Here is a 21,049-nt window from a genome sequence, read left to right as displayed (position 1 = left end):
ACTTCGACCTATTTTTCTTCTTTTTCCATTTCTTATATTATTCTAACTATATCATCCTTTTAACTACTTTTGATTCATTATACGTAAATTATTAGAAGATTTTGTGAACTAAAAAAACTACATTCTAACAAAATGAGAATGTAGTCTTCTATATTTTTATTAACGTTGTCGTTGTGCATTCGTCAGCAATTCTGCTCCTGAAATGCCTGGTTCTGTCATTTCTTCTGGGTGTAAAATGACATCGAGTTCTGATTCTGTTAAAATGCCACGTTCCGCACAAATGTCACGTACCGAGCGTCCTGTTTGAAGAGCTTCTTGTGCGACTTGCGCTGCTGTTTCGTAACCGACATGCGGGTTGATTGCTGTCACGATGCCAATACTGCGATCAACGTACTGTTGCATCGTTTCGCCATTTGCGACGATCCCGTCTACACAGTAATCATTAAAGACATTAAAGACATTCGTCATAATTTCAATAGATTGTAATAAGTTAAAGACAAGCACTGGCTCCATCACGTTCAATTCGAATTGTCCTGCTTCTGAAGATAACGCAATCGTCTGGTCATTCCCCATCACTTGGAAGGCCACTTGGTTCATCACTTCCGCCATGACTGGATTCACTTTCCCTGGCATGATCGATGAGCCCGGTTGACGTGGTGGCAATGTAATTTCCGCAAGGCCTGCGCGTGGTCCTGATGACATTAAGCGCAAGTCGTTGGCGATTTTAGACATGTTCACCATACAACCACGAAGCGCACCTGAAATGTAGACGTAACCGTCTGTATTTTGCGTCGCATCGACGAGGTGTTCTGCTGAACGTAGTTGGAATCCGCTATTAGCACTCAATCGTTCTGCGACGTATTCGATATATTTCGGGTCGGCGTTAAGCCCTGTACCGACTGCTGTTGCGCCCATATTAACGTCATACATATATTTGCGTGACTCATGGATACGCTCGATGTCGCGTTTGAAGACGCGCGCATATGCTGAAAACTCTTGACCTAAACGAATCGGAACCGCATCTTGTAAGTGTGTACGTCCCATTTTTAAATAGCCGTCAAATTCTTCTGCTTTACGTTTAAATGTGACGTAAAGGCGATCCATCGTTTGCAGCAATGTTTCAACTTTTGTTAAAACGGCGATATGAATCGCTGTCGGGAAAGCATCATTTGTCGATTGTGCCATATTGACGTGCGAGTTCGGGCTAATCGTTGCGTAGTCACCTTTTTCTTTCCCTAACAATTCGAGGGCGCGGTTTGCAATGACTTCGTTTGCATTCATATTGACAGATGTGCCGGCGCCTCCTTGAATCGGATCGACTAAAAACGCATCATGCCACTGTCCTTGAATAATCTCATCCGCCGCTTGAATAATGACGTTCGCAATCGTTTGGTCTAATTGACCTGTCGCTGCGTTCGCTTCCGCTGCAGATTTTTTCACAATCGCAATCCCTTCGATTAACGCAGGGTTAATGCGATAGCCTGTAATCGGGAAGTTTTCTACTGCGCGTAATGTTTGAATACCGTAGTAAGCGTCTACTGGAACACGTTTTTCTCCTAAAAAGTCTCGTTCAATTCGAAATTGCTCTTCTTGTTGCATGTCGTCACCATTCCTTCTTCCTCACTTAAACTCTAATTGTCATCACTAGTGTAACATTTTCTCGTTAGCATCACGTAATGTTCACCAATTTATTTCGATTTTACTATTATACATCAATTTTCTAATAATTTGGACTAATTTTCGACAAACGTGACAGAAAAAAACTAACTCCCTTAACGAGAGTTAGTTTCGCTCTTTATTTACGCTTTTCACGCAATGCTTCGATTCGTTTTACGACGCGGTCACGCAAGCTGCGGCGCAAAATTTTACCTGTTGCGTTTTTCGGTAACTCTTCTGAGAAATGGATGACAGAAGGTACTTTATATTTGACTAAATGCTTTTTACAGTAAGCGAGTAAGTCTTCTTCATCTAAATCGCTACCTTGTTTGACGACGACGTACGCTTGGATTTGTTCCCCGAAGTCATCGTCTGGTACACCGATAACAGCACATTCGACGACTTCTGGATGTTCGTAAAATACTTCTTCTACTTCACGCGGGTACACATTAAATCCACCGACGATGATCATATCTTTTTTACGGTCGACGATGTAGAAATATCCTTCTTCATCTTCACGCGCCATATCCCCCGTATACAACCAACCATCGCGCAAAGCAATCGCTGTTTCTTCAGGTAATTTATAATAGCCTTTCATGACGTTCGGGCCACGGACGATCAACTCGCCGACTTCACCTTTTGGCACTTCATTCCCTGCGTGGTCCACTACTTTGTTTTCGACGTTGACGATTGAAAGTCCGATCGAGCCTGGCACACGTTCGCGGTCGATCGGGTTAAAGCACGTGACAGGAGATGCTTCTGATAAACCGTAACCTTCTGAAATGCGGGTATCGAACTTTCTCTCAAAATTGTGAAGTAGAGCGACAGGAAGTGACGCTCCGCCTGAAATGGAAAGACGAATCGATTCGTAATCTTCTTTCGTTCCATCTTCATATTGGTAGAGGAAGTTGTACATCGTCGGTACTCCTGCGAATACTGTCGCTTTCTCTTCACGAATGATGCGGAAAATTTCTTTCGGGCTAAACTTCGGTACTAAAATAATTGTCGCTCCTTTTAAAAGTGGAGCGTTGACGACGACCGTCAATGCGAAAACGTGGAAAATTGGTAACGTCGCAATGACTCGGTCTTCTGGAACCATCTTTAAATAGACTCCGATATCGCGCGCGTTCGAGTAAACGTTCTCGTGCGTCAACATCGCGCCTTTCGGTTGTCCTGACGTTCCTGACGTGTACAAAATGACAGCGGTTTCATCTTTGTCAATATCAAGAACCTCTGTCACCGCTCCGTCCACCTTCATTAAATCATTAAAGAAATACGCGCGATCTTCCAATTGGGTACATTGTTTCGTCGACGCTTCATCCGTCTCACAGACGATGAGTGTTTCTACTTTCGGGAATAATACTTGACGTTGTTGGAATAGCGGGAATAACTGGTCAAGTGCGACCATGACAGTTGCGTCACTGTTTTGAACGATATACGCAATTTCATTCGCTGTATAGATTGGGTTCACCGGTACGACAACTGCCCCAATTCGCCACGCCGCATACATCGTCACTAAGAAATGTGGGGTATTTCCGACGAGTAACGCTACGTGATCACCACGTTTTACACCATGCTCTTGTAATGCATAAGCGAAACGTGCAACAGCCCCGTCGAACTCACCGTAAGATGTTTTCTTCCCCAAAAATTCAAAGGCAATTCTCTCTGGTTGTTGCACAGCACGCTCATGTACTGAATCGATTAAATTCACTTCCATCACCCTCCTTGTAAAAATGAATGATTGTTCATTCGCTTCTTTCTTCATTATATCCAAAAAGTAACATCGTGACAACTTCTTTATGTCTCTTGCCTTCTTTTTTCTCCTATAACCTAGATTTTTGTCTTTTAAACAAAAAAGTACGCTCCATTTTTCATAAAGATGAGGAGCGTACGTGTGAAAGATAACGCCAACGGATCAAATAAAAGTACACGAACTGTAAAATCGTGAATCCAGCGAGGACGATAAACATTTCCTTCGCAATTGAAATTTCCGCAAGCACGTCCCAAATAACTTGTAGCGACATGAAAGCGAACGCACTATGCAATAGTGCGACACCCCACGGAAAGAAAAATTGTGGCATTAATTGACGGGTGACGATTCGTTTAAATTCACGATCTGTCATGCCGAGCCTTCTCAACACATCGAACTCCGCTTTATCTCGTTCGAGCGATGTGTACAGTTTGAAGTAGATGAAACTTCCCGCTGCTAAAAAGAGCACACCCGCTAACAATAAACCGATAAAGAGTAATAGTGAGAATGTCGTACGTAAAATCGAATAGTTCGCCCCTGGGTTTTCAAAAGTGAACGGAATGTACGTATTGTTGACGACGGAACCGCTCACGATGCCAGAGAGTACTGTACCAATTCCTGTCGTCTCTTGCCATTCGTCGATGTGGAAGGCGTAATACGTATAGGCGACTGCTTGTTCTTTCGGCACTTCCGAACGGATGCGATCGTAATCATAATCATTTAAAATAATCGCATTTAAACCGTGCGCGTTCGCTGGGAAAAGATGACTGCCGTATACGCCTGAAATCGTGACTGGCAGTTGACTCGGCATTAACTCTGTCTGCGTCACCCGTTTATCTAAACGTTGTGCTGCCGTTGCGGTCGCAGGTAAAAATCTAGCTTCTCCTTCTTCTAGTTGGAGAGGCATCGTATACGAAGCACGCGCTAAAATATTCACATCACTTTCCTTTAAGATCGTCACGTCATGTGTCGTCATCGAAGACGTCTGTTTCAAAACGGTGAATGGTACAAGCGTATAACCGATTTCTTGCTCTTTCAGTTCCTCTTCTAACATCGTCACATGCGCATATTCGAACGGATTGTCCGGTTCACTTTTGTAGACGATTCCGAGCGGATTCACTTCGCGATATTGCGAAGCAAATGACGTGAGGGAAGCGAGTATCCCGACGGACATGAACGCAATAGTTGAAACGATTGTGACGATAAAAAACATGCGTGCGTTCTCTTTTAAACGAGCGATTCCTTCATTAATAGACAACAAGTTAAAATGACGCCAATAGAGCGACTTGCGCGAACGTAACAATTCAAACAAAAAAGGTAACGAGTCTGTGAAAAAGTAATACGTACCAAGCGTCGCAATTGGCGGTAATAAAAAGATGAGCCCGATGACGAGCACATCATTCGTAAGCGCAGCCGATGCATAAGCTGACGCTAATAAAAACATCCCGAGATACGCACGAGACGTCGAATGTGTCGTCGTTTGATAATCGACTTCATCTAATAAGTTTTCGATGCGCTCTGTACGGATGAACGACGGTGCGATAAATGCGATGATCGCAAATAAACTTAAAAAAGCCCCGACCGTTAACGCGAACGGCTGCCAAGCGAAGTAAAAAGGCAGGGCGGGCAAACGGACGATTTCTCGCACGATCATGAAGAAAAACTTCGAAAATAAAAACCCGAGAAACGTCCCGACACCAATCGCTGACACTCCGATCAACATCGTCTCTAAAAAAATGAGCTTAGACAGTTGTTTTTTCGCCATACCGAGGTGAATTAAAATACCGAACTCTTTCGAACGCGCCTGTAAAAAAGCACGCATCGAATAAAATAAGAAAAAGAGCGTAAAGACGTATAACGTCACTTCCGCTAATCCCATACCGACGAAGGCGATTTCTTGTAAAAAGCTATCTTCTATCGACGGATGGAATAACAACATCGAATATAAAAAGAACACCATGACGGAAAAAACACTCGCCATAAAAAAGGCAGCGTAAATGCGTCGGTTCCGTATGACGTTCCGATAAGCAAACTGGCGAAATGTCATCGGAAATCACCTGGAATCGTCCGTAAATCGTGCACATTACCACCGAGCAATGATAAAACGTTCAAAATGCGTTGGAAAAACGTTTGACGATTGACGTCGCGATAAATTTCATTGAAAAATTCACCATCTTTAATGAACAAGACACGGTCGCAATAACTTGCCGCAACTGGATCGTGCGTCACCATAATCATCGTCGTCTTCTCCCGTTCGTTAATTGCGGTAAGTAGTTCAAGTACGTCACGAGCGGACTTCGAATCTAAATTTCCGGTCGGTTCATCGGCTAAAATGAGCTTCGGACGGTGAATGAGCGCTCTTGCGATAGCTGTTCGTTGCGCTTGTCCGCCAGATAATTCATGCGGTCGTCTTTGTAAAATTTCATCCAAGTCGAGCGCTTCTGAAACTCGGGCTAGTCGCTTTTCCATTTCGTCAACCGGTTTTGCATCGAGCGTCAACGGCAAGACGATATTTTCTTCCACTGATAACATTTGAAGTAAATGAATTTCTTGGAAGACGAAGCCGAATTGTCTCCGGCGGAAAATCGCTAGTTCTTCTTCTGACAACTGTTCAGGGTTAATGCCGTCAATTTCTACCGTGCCATATGTCGGTTCATCGACCGTTGATATAATGTTGAGCAGTGTCGTTTTCCCGCTCCCAGACGGTCCCATAATGGCGATAAACTCGCCTTCTTTCGCTTCAAAATCGAGACGATTGAGCGCGCGGTGCATCACTTTACTCTCGTAAATTTTCGTGATCTCTTGTAATTTCACGACTGTCTTTTTCTCCATCTATGCGCTCCTCCTTCCGCTCCACTGTAAAGTCGATCGTCATCGTCGTACCGACACCGACTTCTGAATCGACATGAAAAGTATGTCCTAAACGTTCGCACACTTCCGCAGCGATGTACAACCCCATTCCTGTCGACTCTCCTGTTAACCTGCCGTTTTCTCCAGTGAAAAACGGTTTTTTAATGCGATTAATGTCAGACTGTGGAATACCGATTCCTTCATCTCGTACAGAGAAGCTAACCTTTTCCGCTGTTTGTTCGGCTGAAAAATACACTTTCTTCCCTTTTTCAAACGTATATTTCACCGCATTCGTCACAAATTGTGCGAAGACGATTTTAATCCATTTCACATCAGTCGCGACGACGATCGATTCGTCAATATCGACGACTGGAAATACACCGTTCGTAATGAATAAACGTTTATGTTCCGAGATGACTCCTTGTACGAGTTGGCGTAACGGTACCGCTTCGATACGCATATCTTCCTCGAACGTATCGAGACGCGCGTGAACGAGCACCGCTTCTAAACCACGCTGCATTTTATCGAGCTCTTCTTGAATGCTTTTTACGTTAATCTCTTCCTGTTGCAACAACAAACTCGTCACAGAAATCGGCGTCTTCATTTGATGCACCCATTGGTTAATGAAATGAAGTTGGCGACTTTGCGCTGCGTATAGTTGTTGCACTTCTCCTTGATAAAGACGATACGACTTCCGCATAAATTGCGTCGTTGCCAAATGCTCGGGTGTCGTCGAATGACGAATTAATAAATCTTCCATATGAGCTGGTTTTTCAACGATTTTCGTATAAAAATTGCGTCGTAAAATGTATTTCGCGAGCAAAAAAGCGAACGTAAAGACGATGCCGAGAATGAACGCGTACGCCGCTGTATACATGTCGCGAAATCCGTCGAGCCAATACAATAACAAAATGAACCCAAGCAATCCGCATTGGAATAAAACAAGTGGCACATGTTCTTTTATAAATAGTTGAACAGCTTTCATCGCTCTAACTCATCGAGTACGAAACGGTACCCCGCCCCGCGCACAGTTTCAATTTGAGAGACGATGTCATAGTCACTCAATTTTTTACGGACGCGAGCGACGTTGACATTTAACGTATTTTCGTCCACGAATGATTGATCGTCCCACAACTCTTCTAGCAACCGTTCACGCGATACGACTTTCGGTTCGTCTTCCATTAATAAATGCAAGATGGAACATTCTTTTTTCTGAAGCGGAATGATCGTTTCTTCTTTATGCAATTCCATTCGTTCAACGTATAAATGGAGGGAACCGCATTTAATGATGCGTTCCGACTGATTCGACGCGTACTCTCCGAACGAGCGGCGCAAATGACTGCGTATTTTAGCGAGCACAATTTCGTAATGAAATGGCTTCGTAATGAAGTCGTCTCCTCCATTTTCAAGCGCGAATACTTGATCCATCTCTCCCGAGCGTGCTGAAATGAATAAAATCGGGCAAGTCGTATGTTGACGTAACTGACGGCACCAATAATAGCCGTCGTACGAAGGTAAGTTAATATCTAATAAAATTAAATGAGGCTCAAAATCGAGCACTTCTTCTGTAATGCGGTCAAAATCGTCGACAATCGCGACGTCGTATTGATACTTTCGCAGCGTATCCGCAAGCAATTCAGCAATTTTCAGGTCGTCTTCTACGATAAAAATTCGATGTTTTTCCATCGAGTGATCCCCTTTCTTCCGTTCATTTGTTTCTATTATACCGTGTCCTTCATTTAGACGGCTAGCGCTACCCTTTAGTTGCGACAAAAAGCCCCCACTCTTTTCAAAGTGGAGGCTCTAATTCATCTTATTCTTCTTCGGAAATTGCTTCCGCATGTTCTTCTTCATCGATCGGACGTGTACGATACGTCGTCACATAAGATTTCGATGCGTAAATAGACGTGCCGCGCGCTTGTTTATCTTCTTTATGAGATTGTGCGAAGTCACGTGAGTTTTTCCATAAGTCGTAATACTTCGGATCCGACCATTCAGTCAATACGATGTACGTATCGGAATTGATAGGACGGAGTAAGCGAAATGCGATAAAGCCAACGTGGTCTTGTAGTTTGCTCGTATTGTTTTTAAAGCGATATTCAAAAATCGGACGCCCTTCATCTGTCACTGGAATATTGTTTAATACGAAATAACCAATTTTCTCAAGTTCACCTACTGAAGCGATCACTTCATACGAACGCGGTGTTTGAAAAACAGACGGACCATTCGTTTCATGCATGAGTACAGAATGTCCTGACCCATGAGATAAAATGAGTTCGTCATTTTTCTCCTGCGCTTTTTTCAAAAAGTTACGCGTTCCTGTCGTCATATAAAATTTTGTCATAAGTCCTGCCCCCTCTAAATTACAGTTTTGCTATATGATATACATTCCCTAACTGCAACACAAATAAACGTCTTTCTCAAATACAATGTGAACGACGTTAAGCACAATTTTATGACAATGTGGCGCTTTGTCTATACAATATAGATTAGAACAATTATAGTGTTAAGCGTATATTGTCAATTGTTCTTTATTATGAATGAAAGAGGGGAAGACTTTTTATGACAAAGTTTAACGATACGTTATTACGTGCAGCACGTGGTGAAAAGATTGATCATACTCCGGTATGGTTTATGCGACAGGCTGGGCGTTCTCAACCTGAGTATCGCGAGATTAAAAAGAAGTATTCATTAGAGGAGATTACGCATCAACCTGAGCTTTGTGCTTATGTGACGAAGCTTCCAGTGGACCAATACGATGTGGATGCGGCGATTTTGTACAAAGATATCGTCACACCTTTACCAGGACTCGGCATCGATGTGAAAATTAAATCAGGCGTCGGCCCTGTCATTTCAAACCCGATTCGTTCGGTACAAGATGTGTACAACTTAGGTGACCTTTCTCCAGAAGACGATGTTCCATATGTCTTTGAAACGATTCGCATGTTAACACAAGAGCAATTGAACGTTCCGTTAATCGGATTCGCAGGAGCTCCGTTCACATTAGCGAGCTACATGATCGAAGGCGGTCCTTCAAAAGGGTACCACATTACGAAATCATTCATGTTTACAGAAACTGAAGCATGGTATGCGCTTATGGACAAGCTTGAAGAAATGACGGTCACATACATTACGGCTCAAGTAGAAGCAGGTGCGAAAGCGATTCAAATTTTCGACTCATGGGTTGGCGCATTGAGCGTAGAAGATTACCGTATCTTCATTAAACCGACGATGACGCGTTTATTCCAACGCCTCCGTGCATTAAATGTTCCACTCATTACATTCGGTGTCGGCGCAAGCCATTTAGCGAACGATTGGCAGGACCTTCCAGTAGACGTTGTCGGTCTCGACTGGCGCTTACCAATTCAAGAAGCGGAAGCTCGCGGCATTACAAAACCTGTCCAAGGGAACTTAGATCCATCACTCTTACTTGCAGACTGGTCTGTCATTGAAGCGAAAGCGAAACGCATTGTTGAACAAGGTGTCGCACACGGCACAAACGGAAGTCACATTTTCAACTTAGGACACGGTGTGTTCCCAAGTGTAAATCCTGATACATTGAAACGCTTAACGGCATTCGTTCACGAATATAGCGCACAACTACGCAAATAAATCCAAGCTTAGGTAAGGAGAGGTAATTATGACGAAGCAAAAAGTAGGTCTTCTCGTCATGGCGTACGGAACTCCGTACAAAGAAGAAGACATCGAACCGTATTACACACATATTCGACGTGGCCGCCCACCAGCGCCTGAACAGCTCGAAGATTTAAAAAACCGCTACGAAGCAATCGGTGGTATTTCACCACTTGCGACGATTACAGACGATCAAGCGCGCGCACTCGGCGAACGACTAAACGCCGTACAAGACGAAAAAGAATACGTCGTCTACGTCGGATTAAAACATATTACACCATTTATCGAAGATGCGATTGAACAAATGTCAAAAGACGGCATCGAACAAATCGAGTCAATCGTACTTGCGCCGCACTTCTCTACGTTCTCTGTAAAATCTTACAACGGACGTGCGAAAGAAGAAGCGGAAAAATACGGCATGACGATCAAATCGGTCGAAAGCTGGTACGACGAGCCGAAATTTATCGATTTTTGGGCAAATGAATTAAAAGAAGTGTATGCGAACTTAGAAGACGAAGAACGTGACGCAACATGTCTCATCGTTTCTGCTCACTCACTTCCAGAAAAAATTATCGCAATGGGTGACCCGTACCCAGAACAATTAAAAGAAACAGCAAAACTTATCGCAGATGCTGCGGGTATTAAAACGTACGAAATCGGTTGGCAAAGTGAAGGGAATACACCTGATCCTTGGCTCGGCCCAGACGTGCAAGACTTAACAGAAGCATTGCACGAAAAGCACGGCTATAAAGCATTCGTCTATGCGCCAGTCGGCTTCGTGTCAGACCATTTAGAAGTTCTGTACGACAACGACTACGAATGTAAAGTCGTCTGTGATAAAGTCGGTGCGAACTACTACCGTCCATCTATGCCAAACACTGACCCATTATTCATCGATGCGATGGCTGATGCTGTTTTGAAACTATAAAGAAAGAGCGTGATCCGATTGACTGAAACGAAACGAGTCGTCATTGTCGGTGGAGGAATTACCGGTTTAGCAGCTGCTTTTTACTTACAAGAAGCGAAGCGCGAACACGGTCTTCCACTCGAAATTACAGTCGTCGAAGCGAGTGATAAGCTCGGCGGTAAAATCGAAACGGTACGCCGTGACGGTTTTGTCATCGAACGTGGACCGGACTCTTTTTTAATCCGCAAAAAATCAGTCGAACGTTTAGCACGAGCTTTACAAATTGACGATCAACTTGTGCGCAATGCGACAGGTCAAGCATTCGTCTTACTACATGATCGCCTTCACCCGATTCCAGGTGGTTCGGTCATGGGAATTCCGACAGAATTGTCTCCTTTTATTACGACAGAGCTCTTCTCTTGGCTCGGTAAATTACGCGCAGCGGGCGATTTCATCATGCCTCGTTCACGCGTGAAAGGTGATCAAGCAGTCGGACCGTTTTTCCGCAGACGTTTCGGTAAGGAAGTGGTCGAAAATTTAATCGAACCTTTACTTTCTGGCGTCTATTCAGGAGATATTAACTATATGAGTTTGCAAGCGACGTTTCCGCAGTTCGTTCAAGCGGAAAAGAAGCATCGCAGTCTCATTCTCGGCATGCGTAAATCGAAATCGAAACAATTGCCACAAAAAGATAGTCATAGCTCGAAAAAAGAAGGTGCGTTCCATACGTTTCGTAACGGTTTGAGCACACTCGTCGAAGCGTTAGAAGCACATTTAACGGATGTGACTTTCTTGACGAACACGAGCGTTCAAGATATCGAACGTACGGGAGACCGAGCGACACTTACATTAAGTGACGGTCAAGTCCTTCAAGCAGACGACGTCGTCTTAACGACGAGTCACCGCATCGCAGGAGATATTATGAAACGTCACGATATATTGCAAGAAATCGCGACGATTCCGACGACTTCAACAGTCGCTGTATCCCTTGCGTACAATGCAGACCAAGTCGTTCAAGAACAAAATGGGACAGGTTTCCTCGTCTCGAAGAAAAACAACTATGACATTACAGCGTGTACGTGGACGAGCCGCAAATGGCCGACGACGACACCTGACGGCAAAGTATTGCTTCGCGCCTTCATCGGACGTGTCGGTGAAGAGCATTTCGTCGAGTATAGTGACGAACAACTCGTCGACATTGCGAAGCGCGATTTAGGGAAAATCTTTACCATTAAAGGCGATCCAGATTTCCACATCGTCACTCGCTTCAAAAAAGATCGACCGCAATACCGTGTCGGACATAAAGAACGCGTCGCACACGCACGAGCGCAACTGCAGGAGCATTTCCCGATGGTCCAATTAGCAGGTGCTTCTTACGACGGTGTCGGCTTACCCGATTGTATCGATCAAGGTGAAGCCGCAGCGACACGCATTATTCAAAGCTTTTCATAAAGAATGGGCTGGTTCAATAGAGCATCCTCTATTGCATACCAGTCCATTTTTTATATCTTTCTTTTATTATGTTCTATTTTGAGACTCCCACGTCTAAAGACGCAAGCCCTAAACCTTACGGTTTAACGGGTGGGATTCTTGAGTGACTAAGCGTTCGCAGTCCATTTCTGTTTTAAACAGTCCTCAAGATGAGGGTATCTCATTACCCCTCATAGGGCAGAACATATAGTTCCCTATGCTGATTGACTTTTACCATCAACCACAGGTGCATAACGAATATTCATTGCACCAATAATATCTCTATGCCCTTCGAATCCGCATTTACACTTGTATTTCCTATCTTGTGCTTTGTTTCTTTCGGAACACTTAGGGCATATTTGACTTGTGTATGCAGGATTAACATATTCAACTTTAATACCTTCTAATTTAGACTTGTATTCAATGAATTGAGATAGGCGATAGAATGACCATGTGTGCAAATTCTTTTCGTTTTTACGACTTGTTCTTGTCGTCTGTCTAATATTTGCTAATCGTTCTAAGCGAATGACAGATATTTTATTCTTTATAGCAAAATTAACAATCGCACGACTTACTTTGTGGTCTTTATCTTCCATCCAACGTTGTTCTTTGTTGTTTATTTTACGGATGGCATTTAACTTTTTCTTTTCTGATAATTTTTTACGAACCGAACGGAATTTCCTTTTCTTGAATTTATTTTGTCTACCATTACCAAAGAAACGCACTTTCTCATCATCGGTCACAGCAACAGCAGGTACTTTTAGTCCTAAATCTACTCCCATGATCTTCAATCCTGTTTTTTGAGTAGTAGGAATAGTTACGGAAATTTGTGCCATCCATTTATTCGCCTTTTTTGTGATACGCAATGTACCTAATTTATGTTTAAGCAAATCGAAATTTCGGTTATTTTTATCAACCAACAAGGCACGAATAGGTGTTTTCTTTGCTTTACCGTCAATCATGAGAGGCAAGGAGATATGAGTGAAGTCAAAAGAATAGTTTTGATTATTCCAGATGCATGTAGGTTTTTTCAGAACTGGAACTGTTTCGAATTTTGTTTTCTTCGCCTTCTTGAAAACACTTTTAGCATCTTTAATGGCTTGGTTTTTTACTGCACTTGGCAAAGATACATCAACGTTCTTGCTTGTTTTCTTAGTGCTTTTCTTTTCTTTTACCATTTCAGATACAAGGTCGTTGATTGTTGAAATATATGTTCTACTCATTTCAGTCAAAATTACAGCCTGTTCCTTAGTAGGTAGCAATTTAATTTTTACAGTGATTGTTTGCGACATATTTTCACCCCCTTGTTTTTTGTTGTTCAACATATCGCTTTATCGTTTGACTTGATACATTTCCAGCAGTAGAAACAAAATAAGAACGTGTCCATAAACTCTGCAAGTGTCGTAGGTGCGGAAATTCTTCTCGCAACTGTTTAGATGTCACTCCTTTAATTTTTGCCATGATATTTGAAGGACTTAATGTAGGTGGTGCATTAAGAAACATATGAGTATGGTCTTTGTCGCACTCTAAAGCAATCACTTTTACCTTCATTGACTCGCATGTTTCGTACACCATTTCTTTGAATCTCTGTTCTACTTTATCATTAAGAAATATCTTTCTTCTGTATCGAGGACAAAAGACAAAATGATAATTAATTAACGAAACGGTTGTGGTTGTTCTTCTATAATTTTCCATAACTTTATTGTATCAGTTTGTACCATTAACTGCAACAAAAATACGAAAGGAATTTTCAAATACTTGAAGCACCACAAAACCTTACGGTTAAAAGTGGTTCTTCGTATTTGACCTCACTATCATCCCATCCCTAAAGGGGGCGCTATCGCACCGTAATGGGCTTTCTCGTTCGGAGTATCTGTAAAAAGTGAAGATGAATAGAAGATGAACTTTTCAACGCAAAAAAGCTATCTTCGCTCCCCAGCAAAGATAGCTTTCAAATCCCCATTTGTTTTGTGTAACCGAATGAAACGACTCCCCAATCGTTCCATTCATTCCCATTCCTATGTAAAACGTTTCAATTATGTTGAGCGCGAAGGATCCCCATCTCTTCCGCTCCCTGTCATATACTGTTTACTAACGTAGTCTCATGTTTGTTTTTACAGAAAGGTGTGTGAATATTATAAGTTATTACATGTTTCGCATTGGTTTGAGTAGCACTCGTGCATTTCTTCGATTTCCGTGCCACATGTCGCACATTGTTTCGGTGGCAAGTTTTTGAAGAATTGAACGATATTTTCTGTCATCATAAGGAACAACTCCTTTCGTGTTATAGTCTGTTTCTCGATTATGATGAATGTAGTAGTACAGATGTTTCAAAAAAATATTATAAGTTGTTGCACGTTTCGCACTGGTTTGAGTAACACTCGTGCATTTCTTCGATCTCTGTGCCACATGTCGCACACTGTTTCGGTGGTAAGTTTTTGAAAAATTGAACGATGCTTTCTGTTTTCATATTGAACAGCTCCCTTTGTGTTATAGTCTGTTTTGTTGTTTTAGTGAATGTAGTAGTACAGGTGGTTCAAAAAAATATTATAAGTTGTTGCACGTTTCGCACTGGTTTGAGTAACACTCGTGCATTTCTTCGATCTCTGTGCCACATGTCGCACACTGTTTCGGTGGTAAGTTTTTGAAAAATTGAACGATGCTTTCTGTTTTCATATTGAACAGCTCCCTTGTGTTATAGTCTGTTTTGTTATTTTATCGAATGTAGTAGTACAGGTGGTTCAAAAAAATATTATAAGTTGTTGCACGTTTCGCACTGGTTTGAGTAGCACTCATGCATTTCTTCGATCTCCGTGCCACATGTTGCGCATTGTTTCGGCGGTAAGTTTTTGAAAAATTGAACGATGCTTTCTGTTTTCATAATGGACAACTCCCTTTTGTTATAGTCTGTTTTATGTTTTCATTGAATGTATTAGTACAGGTGGTGTAAAAAAATAAAACCTATCGTGCTGCATGCTTCGCATTCATTTGCGTAACTATTATGCAACTCGTCAATTTCAGTTCCACATGTTGCACACGTCTTCGGTCTTGAGTCATTGAAAATTTGAACGATTCGTTGAGTCATCCATTTTCACTCCTATTCGAAATGATGTACAATACTATTGTATGCTGTCGTTCATCTGAAGCAATGTTCATAATCGTCAGATAATTGAAAGCGGAATCATTTGTGATTTATTTAACTTCTTGTTTCACATTGTAATATAACAGCATTTCATCTGTCAACCTTTTTTATAAAACTTTTTTAAAAATCTGAAAATAGAAAGAGGAGATTTACGTGTATTTCGTTGATAACAAAGGGATTACAGACCCTAGAATAAATTTAGCAATCGAGGAATATGTTTTAAAAAATATGGATATTGATGTCGATTCCTTCCTACTGTTCTACATCAACGAACCTTCGATCATCATCGGGAAAAACCAAAATACAGTAGAAGAAGTAAATACGGAGTACGTCGATGCAAACGGAATTCATGTCGTCCGTCGCTTATCAGGCGGTGGCGCTGTCTATCACGACCTCGGCAACTTAAACTTCAGCTTTTTAACGAAAGATGACGGTGACTCATTCCGCAACTTCGCGAAATTTACCCAACCTGTTATCGAAGCGCTCGCCAAAATGGGTGTGAAAGCAGAATTGAAAGGTCGTAACGACATTTTAGTCGACGGCAAGAAAATTTCAGGCAACGCGCAATTCGCGACGAAAGGTCGTATGTTCAGTCACGGTACGCTCATGTTCGATACAGAAATTGAACGTGTCGTCCAAGCGCTCCGCGTGAAAAAAGATAAAATCGAATCGAAAGGAATTAAATCGATTCGTAGCCGTGTCACAAATATTAAAGACTATATGGAAGAAGATATGACGATCGAACAGTTCCGCATGGAAATTTTAAAATCGATTTTCGGTGGCGAAGAGCATATTCAATATGCACCTCTTACTGAACAAGATTGGGAAAATATTCATCAATTATCAAAGGAGCGTTACCAAACGTGGGAATGGAACTACGGTCGTTCACCGAAGTTCAACATGCAACACTCCCACCGCTTCCCTGTCGGTGGCATCGACGTCCGCCTCCAAGTGAATAAAGGAACGATTGAAGACATTCACATTTACGGAGACTTCTTCGGACTCGGTGAAGTGGCGGATTTAGAAAAAGCTTTAGTCGGTACGACGTACAGTCGCGAAGCTATTTTAGCCGCAATCGAACCACTATCAGTCGAAAAATTGCTCGGTGGGATTACAGAAGAAGAGTTTGTCAACCTCATTTATTAACGTCAAAAGTGCACGCAGTCAATTCGACAGCGTGCACTTTTTATTTTAAAGGCGTATGATGTAAGAGTAGTTTGAATATTTAGGAGGATGATTTTTTATGCAACAAAAGTTTTCACAACTCATTGATCAAATGCAAGACGACATCGTACAAGTGCGCCGTCATTTGCATATGCACCCTGAACTTTCTTTCCAAGAGACAAAGACCGTCCAATATATTAAAGACTTTTATGACGCATTACAAATCGAATACGACCACCCTATCGGTCAAAACGGATTAGTCGCACGTTTGAAAGGTGCGAAGCCTGGTAAAACGATCGCATTGCGCGCTGATTTCGATGCGTTGCCTTTACAAGACGAAAAAGACGATGCGCCGTATCAGTCTACTGTTCCGAACGTGATGCACGCTTGCGGACACGATGGACATACGTCTACGTTATTACATATCGCAAAAGCGTTACATGCGTTGAAAGATGAACTTGCAGGCGAATTCGTCTTCATTCATCAACACGCGGAAGAAATGGCTCCAGGTGGCGCGATTGAAATGGTGCGCGCTGGAGTGTTAGATGATGTTGACGAAGTGTACGCGACACATTTATGGGCAGTGAATGAAACAGGTACGATTGAATGTCGTAAAGGCGCAATTATGGCGGCAGCAGACCACTTCTTCATCCACGTTCAAGGACACGGTGGACACGGTTCAGCTCCTCACTTATCGAAAGACGCGCTCGTCATTGCGAGCACGCTCGTCGTTCAAATGCAACAAGTCGTCTCACGTAGCGTGAACCCGCTCCAACCAGCGGTCGTCACATTCGGTAAAATTGAATCGGGCGATGCATTCAACATTATCGCAGATAGCGCACATATTGAAGGAACAGTCCGCACATTCGACCCTGAAACACAAAAACTCGTCAAACAATCGATGGCGCGCATTTGTGAAGCATTCGGTGATATGTACGAATGTACGATTACACTCGAATATCGAGACGGCTACCCTGCTGTCATCAACCATAACGAAGGAGTCGACATCGTTGAACGAGCGACGAACGACCTCGGCTTACAATACGTTGAATGTGACCCTTACACAGGTGGCGAAGACTTTGCGTACTTCTTACAAGAAAAACCTGGTGCCATCTTCTTCACAGGCGCGGCGATCGCAGGACGACCTGAATATCCACACCATCACCCGAAATTTGATATCGATGAACAATCATTAATTAACGCTGCTAAGATGCTCGGCACAATCGCGATTGAACGCGCAGCTTCGAAGTAGATTTTATCCCTCCTTTTTTGTAAAATATGAGAAAAGGAGGGATATTTCATGTATACGATTCTTTCTCAAACGATTGCTTTACTTCCGAAATACGACCGAGAAGCCGATGAACTACATACATGTGTCATTGAAATGTATCAATCGTTCACCGTTCCGTATTCACCTACTCAAATCGTGAAGAAGCATATCCGTAAATATGCAGGTTCTTATGACGCACACCAACAACGTACGATGAAATATTTAGGTGAAACGAAAATGGTTCCAATCGCTTGTCCGACACCGGCAGGATTTGAAGTAGCGTTCACACCTACCCATGCTGCAACGAATCCGAAAGTGGCTTGGTTCGCTCCCGTACATGTTTTGCGATTTGACCATAAAAATAAAAAAGTGTATACGAAACATGGAACGAATTTTGCACTTCCTATTTCAGAAGATACGTACAATCGTCAATTCGTCAAAGGGATTACACTCCAACATATGTTATCAAATCGAAAACAATTTTTATTGCAGTACAAATCGTCAAAAAAACAAAAAAATTAAAAAAAGCGCGCTCCTTCTGTAAAAGAAAGGTAGCGCGCTTTCATATTATTGATCCCCGATAAAATGGACCGTCACAATTTTCCATTCGCCTTCTTCAAGTTGGAACACTGTCACTTGACGTCCTGTACGTTCGATTGGCTTACCTTTCGGAATTTCCTTTACGCTAACCGCCATCGTCGCGTACAATTGCACTTCATTTTTCTCTTCATCGTATTTTACGATTGTTTCATCTGATGCCTCATAATTCATATCGAACTGTTCGAACAATGCCGTCATATGTTCACGCTCTCCTTCAATAGTGAAGCTTTCACTATTTGGAGATAAAAGCGCGATATGCTCGTCCACTTGTTTATTGTTGATCGTCGCTAAATAGGTAGCGAACTGTTTTTTAACCGCTTCTTTCACGTCTTCTGGAACGTTCTGTGCTTCTTCTACTTCGCCACCTGCTAAGTTAAAGCCGATGCCTTCCTCTTCTTTCGGAGTTCCTTCAGGCTGTGCCGAACCTCCTTCGTTCACACCGTGCTCAATCGTACCGAATTGATTCGACTGTTCTCCGTCATTTGCGGAGCCGTGTTCAGAGCCTGTATCTGAACTATTATTACACGCAGCTAATACGAGCACTGCGAGGATACTTACTAACCATTTCATTCGCTTCATCTTCATTCTCCTTTCTCACTTTTTATTATATAACTCTTTTATGAATGGTTCACGAAAATTAAAAAGAAGAGCAACAAAAGTTACTCTTCTACAAGTTCATTTACTTCACTTCTACCCAACCGTTTTTGATGGCCATAACAACTGCTTGTGTACGGTCATTGACGTTCATCTTTTGTAAAATGCTTGAAACGTGGTTTTTCACTGTTTTTTCAGAAATGAACAATGTCTCACCGATTACGCGGTTACTTTGTCCGTCTGTTAACAATTGAAGTACTTCACATTCACGCTTCGTTAATAAGTGTAATGGGCGGCGAATTTCAGCTTGTTGGAACGAACCTTTATGTTCACGTTCACTTAAGCGGCGAAATTCTTGTACTAAGTTATGTGTAATTTTCGGATGCAAGTAAGAGCCACCGTTCGAAACTACTTTGATCGCTTGAACGATTTCGCCCGCGTCCATCTCTTTTAACATATAGCCGAGTGCACCTGATTTTAACGCATGTGTTACATACGTTTCGTCGTCGTGAATTGAAAGCATGATCACTTTCGCGTCCGGGAATTGACCAATTAATTGTTCTGTCGCTTCAACCCCGTTCATACGTGGCATATTAATATCCATCAATACAACATCTGGCTGATGCTCCATATATAAATCAATAACATCCGTACCATCGTCACCTTCTGCAACGACATCGAATGATTCTTCAAAATCTAAAATACGTTTTACGCCTTCTCTAAACAGTTGGTGGTCATCAACTATTAAAATCGTCGTCATGTTGTTTCCCTCCATTATTCTCATTCTTTAATCTCTTTTATTGTATTTTTTTCATCGATTGGGATTTGGATAAATACTGTCGTTCCCTCTCCGATTTTTGAATCGATGCGAATCTTCCCTTTTAATAATTCTATTCTCTCATGCATTCCGATTAAACCAAATGTTTTATCTTTTATCTCTTCTTTGGCAAAACCTTTCCCATTATCCTTAACGACAATATTCATTGTATCATGAAGCCATTCGAGTTTCACCCAAATATCCTTTGCTTCCGCATGTTTTAGCGCATTAGAAACAGATTCTTGTATAAGTCTAAAGGCGGATGCTTCAAAATTCGAATCAAACCGCTTATCTGGACCTTTCGACATAAAATGGATATAGACCCCTTCGTTATAGCCCATCATCTTTTTCAAATATTTTTGTAAAGTGGGTACTAACCCTAAATCATCGAGAGCCATCGGACGTAAATCGTATATAATTCGTCTCACTTCATGCAATGCTTCTCTCGCAAGTTCTCTTAAATCTCGCAGCTCTTTTATGACGTTCTCGTCTGTCGTCGGGTTGCACATTTGTTCAATTAAGCCTGTTCGTAACGAGACGTTCGCTAACAATTGAGCTGGTCCGTCGTGAATTTCACGGGACAGTCGCTTGCGTTCTTCTTCTTGCGCTTGAATAATTTTAATCGCGAATTCTTGACGTTGGCGCGCTGTTTCTAAAGCAGGTCCGACTTCTTTTAAATCGCTCGTTAAGTACGTTAATACGGTCGACACTTGGTTGGCTAACTGGTCCGCTCGTTCAATCGTCTTCAATAAATCGATGAGACGTCGTTCTAAATCATCTCGGCGCGTACGTAACTGCTTTTCTTCTAAACGGTTAATCGACAATTGTACGACGAGATCATTCGCTACTTCATATGCTCGTTTCAATTCGTTCTCTGTAAATTTCTCAAAGTTTTTTGAGACTTCAGCTAATCGTTGGCGCGATGTATGTGTTAATTTTTCCAACTGATCTCCACGTTGAATCACTTTTTCTGTTTCTCGCTGTACTTCTTCTAACTCTTGTTTTAATGCTTCATAATTTTTACGCGTCTGTTCACTAATCGAAAAAATGTCTTTCTTTGAGTTATCCATTACTTTTAACATGTTCTCGAAAACAGACTCTAATCGTTGCACATCGATATTTCTTTCGTTTGTCATACCTTTCCTCCAAATCTCTTCCTCTTTCATGGCGATAAGCTGAAGATGTTGCAAGTCACA

At 42.2% G+C, this 21,049-nt stretch carries 23 protein-coding genes; 6 read left to right on the top strand and 17 right to left on the bottom strand.

Annotated elements, in window-relative coordinates:
- Positions 1 to 159: 159 nt before the first annotated feature.
- The 7 genes from aspA to ACFQ0V_RS12845 all read right to left on the bottom strand — a co-directional run bounded on the left by aspA (position 160) and on the right by ACFQ0V_RS12845 (position 8,600).
- Positions 160 to 1,599, bottom strand: coding sequence for an aspartate ammonia-lyase (aspA, locus tag ACFQ0V_RS12875; RefSeq protein WP_381014332.1), 1,440 nt, complete (start codon positions 1,597 to 1,599; stop codon positions 160 to 162).
- 196 nt (positions 1,600 to 1,795) lie between these two features.
- Positions 1,796 to 3,367: a fatty acid--CoA ligase family protein gene (locus ACFQ0V_RS12870; protein ID WP_381014330.1), complete on the bottom strand. Its 1,572-nt coding sequence runs from the start codon at positions 3,365 to 3,367 to the stop codon at positions 1,796 to 1,798.
- 160 nt (positions 3,368 to 3,527) lie between these two features.
- Positions 3,528 to 5,453 carry an FtsX-like permease family protein gene (locus ACFQ0V_RS12865; RefSeq protein ID WP_381014328.1) on the bottom strand — a complete coding sequence of 642 codons (1,926 nt, stop codon included), beginning with the start codon at positions 5,451 to 5,453 and terminating at the stop codon, positions 3,528 to 3,530.
- The gene (locus tag ACFQ0V_RS12860; RefSeq protein WP_381014326.1) at positions 5,450 to 6,238 is read right to left on the bottom strand and encodes an ABC transporter ATP-binding protein; all 789 of its coding nucleotides are present in this window, start codon (positions 6,236 to 6,238) and stop codon (positions 5,450 to 5,452) included. Before ACFQ0V_RS12860 ends, ACFQ0V_RS12865 begins: the two co-directional genes overlap by 4 nt.
- Positions 6,183 to 7,241 (bottom strand): sensor histidine kinase, encoded by a 1,059-nt coding sequence (locus tag ACFQ0V_RS12855; RefSeq protein WP_381014325.1) that lies wholly within the window; start codon positions 7,239 to 7,241, stop codon positions 6,183 to 6,185. Before ACFQ0V_RS12855 ends, ACFQ0V_RS12860 begins: the two co-directional genes overlap by 56 nt.
- On the bottom strand, positions 7,238 to 7,942 hold the full coding sequence (locus ACFQ0V_RS12850) for a response regulator transcription factor (RefSeq protein ID WP_381014323.1): 705 nt from the start codon (positions 7,940 to 7,942) through the stop codon (positions 7,238 to 7,240). The genes ACFQ0V_RS12855 and ACFQ0V_RS12850 overlap by 4 nt, the downstream gene beginning before the upstream one ends.
- Before the next feature lie 127 nt (positions 7,943 to 8,069).
- Positions 8,070 to 8,600, bottom strand: a complete 531-nt coding sequence (locus tag ACFQ0V_RS12845; RefSeq protein ID WP_381014321.1) for an antibiotic biosynthesis monooxygenase family protein — start codon at positions 8,598 to 8,600, stop codon at positions 8,070 to 8,072.
- Positions 8,601 to 8,818: 218 nt separating this feature from the next.
- Here ACFQ0V_RS12845 and hemE point away from each other — a divergent pair, with 218 nt between their 5' ends.
- From hemE to hemY, 3 genes are read left to right on the top strand one after another with little or no spacing between them, the layout of a single operon-like run.
- A complete protein-coding gene (gene hemE, locus ACFQ0V_RS12840) occupies positions 8,819 to 9,868 on the top strand; it encodes a uroporphyrinogen decarboxylase (protein ID WP_381014320.1) in 1,050 nt (349 codons plus the stop codon).
- Positions 9,869 to 9,896: 28 nt separating this feature from the next.
- On the top strand, positions 9,897 to 10,817 hold the full coding sequence (gene hemH / locus ACFQ0V_RS12835) for a ferrochelatase (protein WP_381014318.1): 921 nt from the start codon (positions 9,897 to 9,899) through the stop codon (positions 10,815 to 10,817).
- Between the two features lie 18 nt (positions 10,818 to 10,835).
- Positions 10,836 to 12,248: a protoporphyrinogen oxidase gene (gene hemY, locus ACFQ0V_RS12830; RefSeq protein WP_449329117.1), complete on the top strand. Its 1,413-nt coding sequence runs from the start codon at positions 10,836 to 10,838 to the stop codon at positions 12,246 to 12,248.
- A gap of 233 nt (positions 12,249 to 12,481) precedes the next feature.
- Here hemY and ACFQ0V_RS12825 read toward each other — a convergent pair whose 3' ends face one another.
- The 7 genes from ACFQ0V_RS12825 to yhfH (ACFQ0V_RS12795) all read right to left on the bottom strand — a co-directional run bounded on the left by ACFQ0V_RS12825 (position 12,482) and on the right by yhfH (ACFQ0V_RS12795) (position 15,351).
- Positions 12,482 to 13,558 carry an RNA-guided endonuclease InsQ/TnpB family protein gene (locus tag ACFQ0V_RS12825; protein ID WP_381014314.1) on the bottom strand — a complete coding sequence of 359 codons (1,077 nt, stop codon included), beginning with the start codon at positions 13,556 to 13,558 and terminating at the stop codon, positions 12,482 to 12,484.
- Positions 13,559 to 13,562: 4 nt separating this feature from the next.
- Entirely contained in the window at positions 13,563 to 13,961 is a 399-nt protein-coding gene (tnpA, locus tag ACFQ0V_RS12820; RefSeq protein WP_381014313.1) for an IS200/IS605 family transposase, read from the bottom strand.
- A gap of 440 nt (positions 13,962 to 14,401) precedes the next feature.
- The gene (yhfH, locus tag ACFQ0V_RS12815; RefSeq protein ID WP_381014397.1) at positions 14,402 to 14,527 is read right to left on the bottom strand and encodes a protein YhfH; all 126 of its coding nucleotides are present in this window, start codon (positions 14,525 to 14,527) and stop codon (positions 14,402 to 14,404) included.
- Positions 14,528 to 14,607: 80 nt separating this feature from the next.
- Positions 14,608 to 14,736 (bottom strand): protein YhfH, encoded by a 129-nt coding sequence (gene yhfH, locus ACFQ0V_RS12810; protein WP_381014311.1) that lies wholly within the window; start codon positions 14,734 to 14,736, stop codon positions 14,608 to 14,610.
- A 77-nt stretch (positions 14,737 to 14,813) separates the two neighbouring features.
- The gene (gene yhfH / locus ACFQ0V_RS12805; protein ID WP_381014311.1) at positions 14,814 to 14,942 is read right to left on the bottom strand and encodes a protein YhfH; all 129 of its coding nucleotides are present in this window, start codon (positions 14,940 to 14,942) and stop codon (positions 14,814 to 14,816) included.
- A 76-nt stretch (positions 14,943 to 15,018) separates the two neighbouring features.
- The gene (gene yhfH / locus ACFQ0V_RS12800) at positions 15,019 to 15,147 is read right to left on the bottom strand and encodes a protein YhfH (protein ID WP_381014311.1); all 129 of its coding nucleotides are present in this window, start codon (positions 15,145 to 15,147) and stop codon (positions 15,019 to 15,021) included.
- Positions 15,148 to 15,198: 51 nt separating this feature from the next.
- Positions 15,199 to 15,351 carry a protein YhfH gene (gene yhfH, locus ACFQ0V_RS12795; RefSeq protein WP_381014309.1) on the bottom strand — a complete coding sequence of 51 codons (153 nt, stop codon included), beginning with the start codon at positions 15,349 to 15,351 and terminating at the stop codon, positions 15,199 to 15,201.
- A gap of 210 nt (positions 15,352 to 15,561) precedes the next feature.
- Here yhfH (ACFQ0V_RS12795) and ACFQ0V_RS12790 point away from each other — a divergent pair, with 210 nt between their 5' ends.
- The 3 genes from ACFQ0V_RS12790 to ACFQ0V_RS12780 all read left to right on the top strand — a co-directional run bounded on the left by ACFQ0V_RS12790 (position 15,562) and on the right by ACFQ0V_RS12780 (position 18,364).
- On the top strand, positions 15,562 to 16,554 hold the full coding sequence (locus ACFQ0V_RS12790; protein WP_381014307.1) for a lipoate--protein ligase: 993 nt from the start codon (positions 15,562 to 15,564) through the stop codon (positions 16,552 to 16,554).
- Between the two features lie 97 nt (positions 16,555 to 16,651).
- A complete protein-coding gene (locus ACFQ0V_RS12785) occupies positions 16,652 to 17,824 on the top strand; it encodes a M20 metallopeptidase family protein (protein WP_381014305.1) in 1,173 nt (390 codons plus the stop codon).
- A 48-nt stretch (positions 17,825 to 17,872) separates the two neighbouring features.
- The gene (locus ACFQ0V_RS12780) at positions 17,873 to 18,364 is read left to right on the top strand and encodes a competence protein ComK (protein ID WP_381014302.1); all 492 of its coding nucleotides are present in this window, start codon (positions 17,873 to 17,875) and stop codon (positions 18,362 to 18,364) included.
- A 45-nt stretch (positions 18,365 to 18,409) separates the two neighbouring features.
- On the opposite strand, the gene ACFQ0V_RS12775 is transcribed toward ACFQ0V_RS12780, so the two are convergent.
- The 3 genes from ACFQ0V_RS12775 to ACFQ0V_RS12765 all read right to left on the bottom strand — a co-directional run bounded on the left by ACFQ0V_RS12775 (position 18,410) and on the right by ACFQ0V_RS12765 (position 20,989).
- Positions 18,410 to 19,021 carry a DUF4440 domain-containing protein gene (locus tag ACFQ0V_RS12775; protein WP_381014300.1) on the bottom strand — a complete coding sequence of 204 codons (612 nt, stop codon included), beginning with the start codon at positions 19,019 to 19,021 and terminating at the stop codon, positions 18,410 to 18,412.
- Between the two features lie 100 nt (positions 19,022 to 19,121).
- Positions 19,122 to 19,796, bottom strand: coding sequence for a response regulator (locus tag ACFQ0V_RS12770; RefSeq protein WP_381014297.1), 675 nt, complete (start codon positions 19,794 to 19,796; stop codon positions 19,122 to 19,124).
- 20 nt (positions 19,797 to 19,816) lie between these two features.
- Positions 19,817 to 20,989, bottom strand: coding sequence for a sensor histidine kinase (locus ACFQ0V_RS12765; RefSeq protein WP_381014294.1), 1,173 nt, complete (start codon positions 20,987 to 20,989; stop codon positions 19,817 to 19,819).
- Between the last annotated feature and the right edge of the window lie 60 nt (positions 20,990 to 21,049).

It is taken from the genome of Savagea faecisuis, assembly GCF_042675605.1.
Taxonomy (GTDB): domain Bacteria; phylum Bacillota; class Bacilli; order Bacillales_A; family Planococcaceae; genus Savagea; species Savagea faecisuis.
The sequence above is the reverse complement of the archived record's forward strand: the minus strand, read 5'-3'. Positions and strand labels throughout refer to the sequence as shown.

Bases quoted from the DNA above. Each gene is read 5' to 3' on its own strand.
- yhfH (WP_381014311.1), bottom strand. From the start codon at position 14,942: ATGAAAACAGAAAGCATCGTTCAATTTTTCAAAAACTTACCACCGAAA.
- ACFQ0V_RS12855 (WP_381014325.1), bottom strand. From the start codon at position 7,241: ATGAAAGCTGTTCAACTATTTATAAAAGAACATGTGCCACTTGTTTTA.
- ACFQ0V_RS12780 (WP_381014302.1), top strand. From the start codon at position 17,873: ATGTATACGATTCTTTCTCAAACGATTGCTTTACTTCCGAAATACGAC.
- ACFQ0V_RS12785 (WP_381014305.1), top strand. From the start codon at position 16,652: ATGCAACAAAAGTTTTCACAACTCATTGATCAAATGCAAGACGACATC.
- ACFQ0V_RS12825 (WP_381014314.1), bottom strand. From the start codon at position 13,558: ATGTCGCAAACAATCACTGTAAAAATTAAATTGCTACCTACTAAGGAA.
- hemE (WP_381014320.1), top strand. From the start codon at position 8,819: ATGACAAAGTTTAACGATACGTTATTACGTGCAGCACGTGGTGAAAAG.
- ACFQ0V_RS12845 (WP_381014321.1), bottom strand. From the start codon at position 8,600: ATGACAAAATTTTATATGACGACAGGAACGCGTAACTTTTTGAAAAAA.
- ACFQ0V_RS12765 (WP_381014294.1), bottom strand. From the start codon at position 20,989: ATGACAAACGAAAGAAATATCGATGTGCAACGATTAGAGTCTGTTTTC.
- ACFQ0V_RS12850 (WP_381014323.1), bottom strand. From the start codon at position 7,942: ATGGAAAAACATCGAATTTTTATCGTAGAAGACGACCTGAAAATTGCT.
- yhfH (WP_381014397.1), bottom strand. From the start codon at position 14,527: ATGACAGAAAATATCGTTCAATTCTTCAAAAACTTGCCACCGAAACAA.
- yhfH (WP_381014311.1), bottom strand. From the start codon at position 14,736: ATGAAAACAGAAAGCATCGTTCAATTTTTCAAAAACTTACCACCGAAA.
- yhfH (WP_381014309.1), bottom strand. From the start codon at position 15,351: ATGACTCAACGAATCGTTCAAATTTTCAATGACTCAAGACCGAAGACG.
- ACFQ0V_RS12775 (WP_381014300.1), bottom strand. From the start codon at position 19,021: ATGAAGCGAATGAAATGGTTAGTAAGTATCCTCGCAGTGCTCGTATTA.
- hemH (WP_381014318.1), top strand. From the start codon at position 9,897: ATGACGAAGCAAAAAGTAGGTCTTCTCGTCATGGCGTACGGAACTCCG.
- yhfH (WP_381014311.1), bottom strand. From the start codon at position 15,147: ATGAAAACAGAAAGCATCGTTCAATTTTTCAAAAACTTACCGCCGAAA.
- aspA (WP_381014332.1), bottom strand. From the start codon at position 1,599: ATGCAACAAGAAGAGCAATTTCGAATTGAACGAGACTTTTTAGGAGAA.
- ACFQ0V_RS12865 (WP_381014328.1), bottom strand. From the start codon at position 5,453: ATGACATTTCGCCAGTTTGCTTATCGGAACGTCATACGGAACCGACGC.
- tnpA (WP_381014313.1), bottom strand. From the start codon at position 13,961: ATGGAAAATTATAGAAGAACAACCACAACCGTTTCGTTAATTAATTAT.
- ACFQ0V_RS12770 (WP_381014297.1), bottom strand. From the start codon at position 19,796: ATGACGACGATTTTAATAGTTGATGACCACCAACTGTTTAGAGAAGGC.
- ACFQ0V_RS12860 (WP_381014326.1), bottom strand. From the start codon at position 6,238: ATGGAGAAAAAGACAGTCGTGAAATTACAAGAGATCACGAAAATTTAC.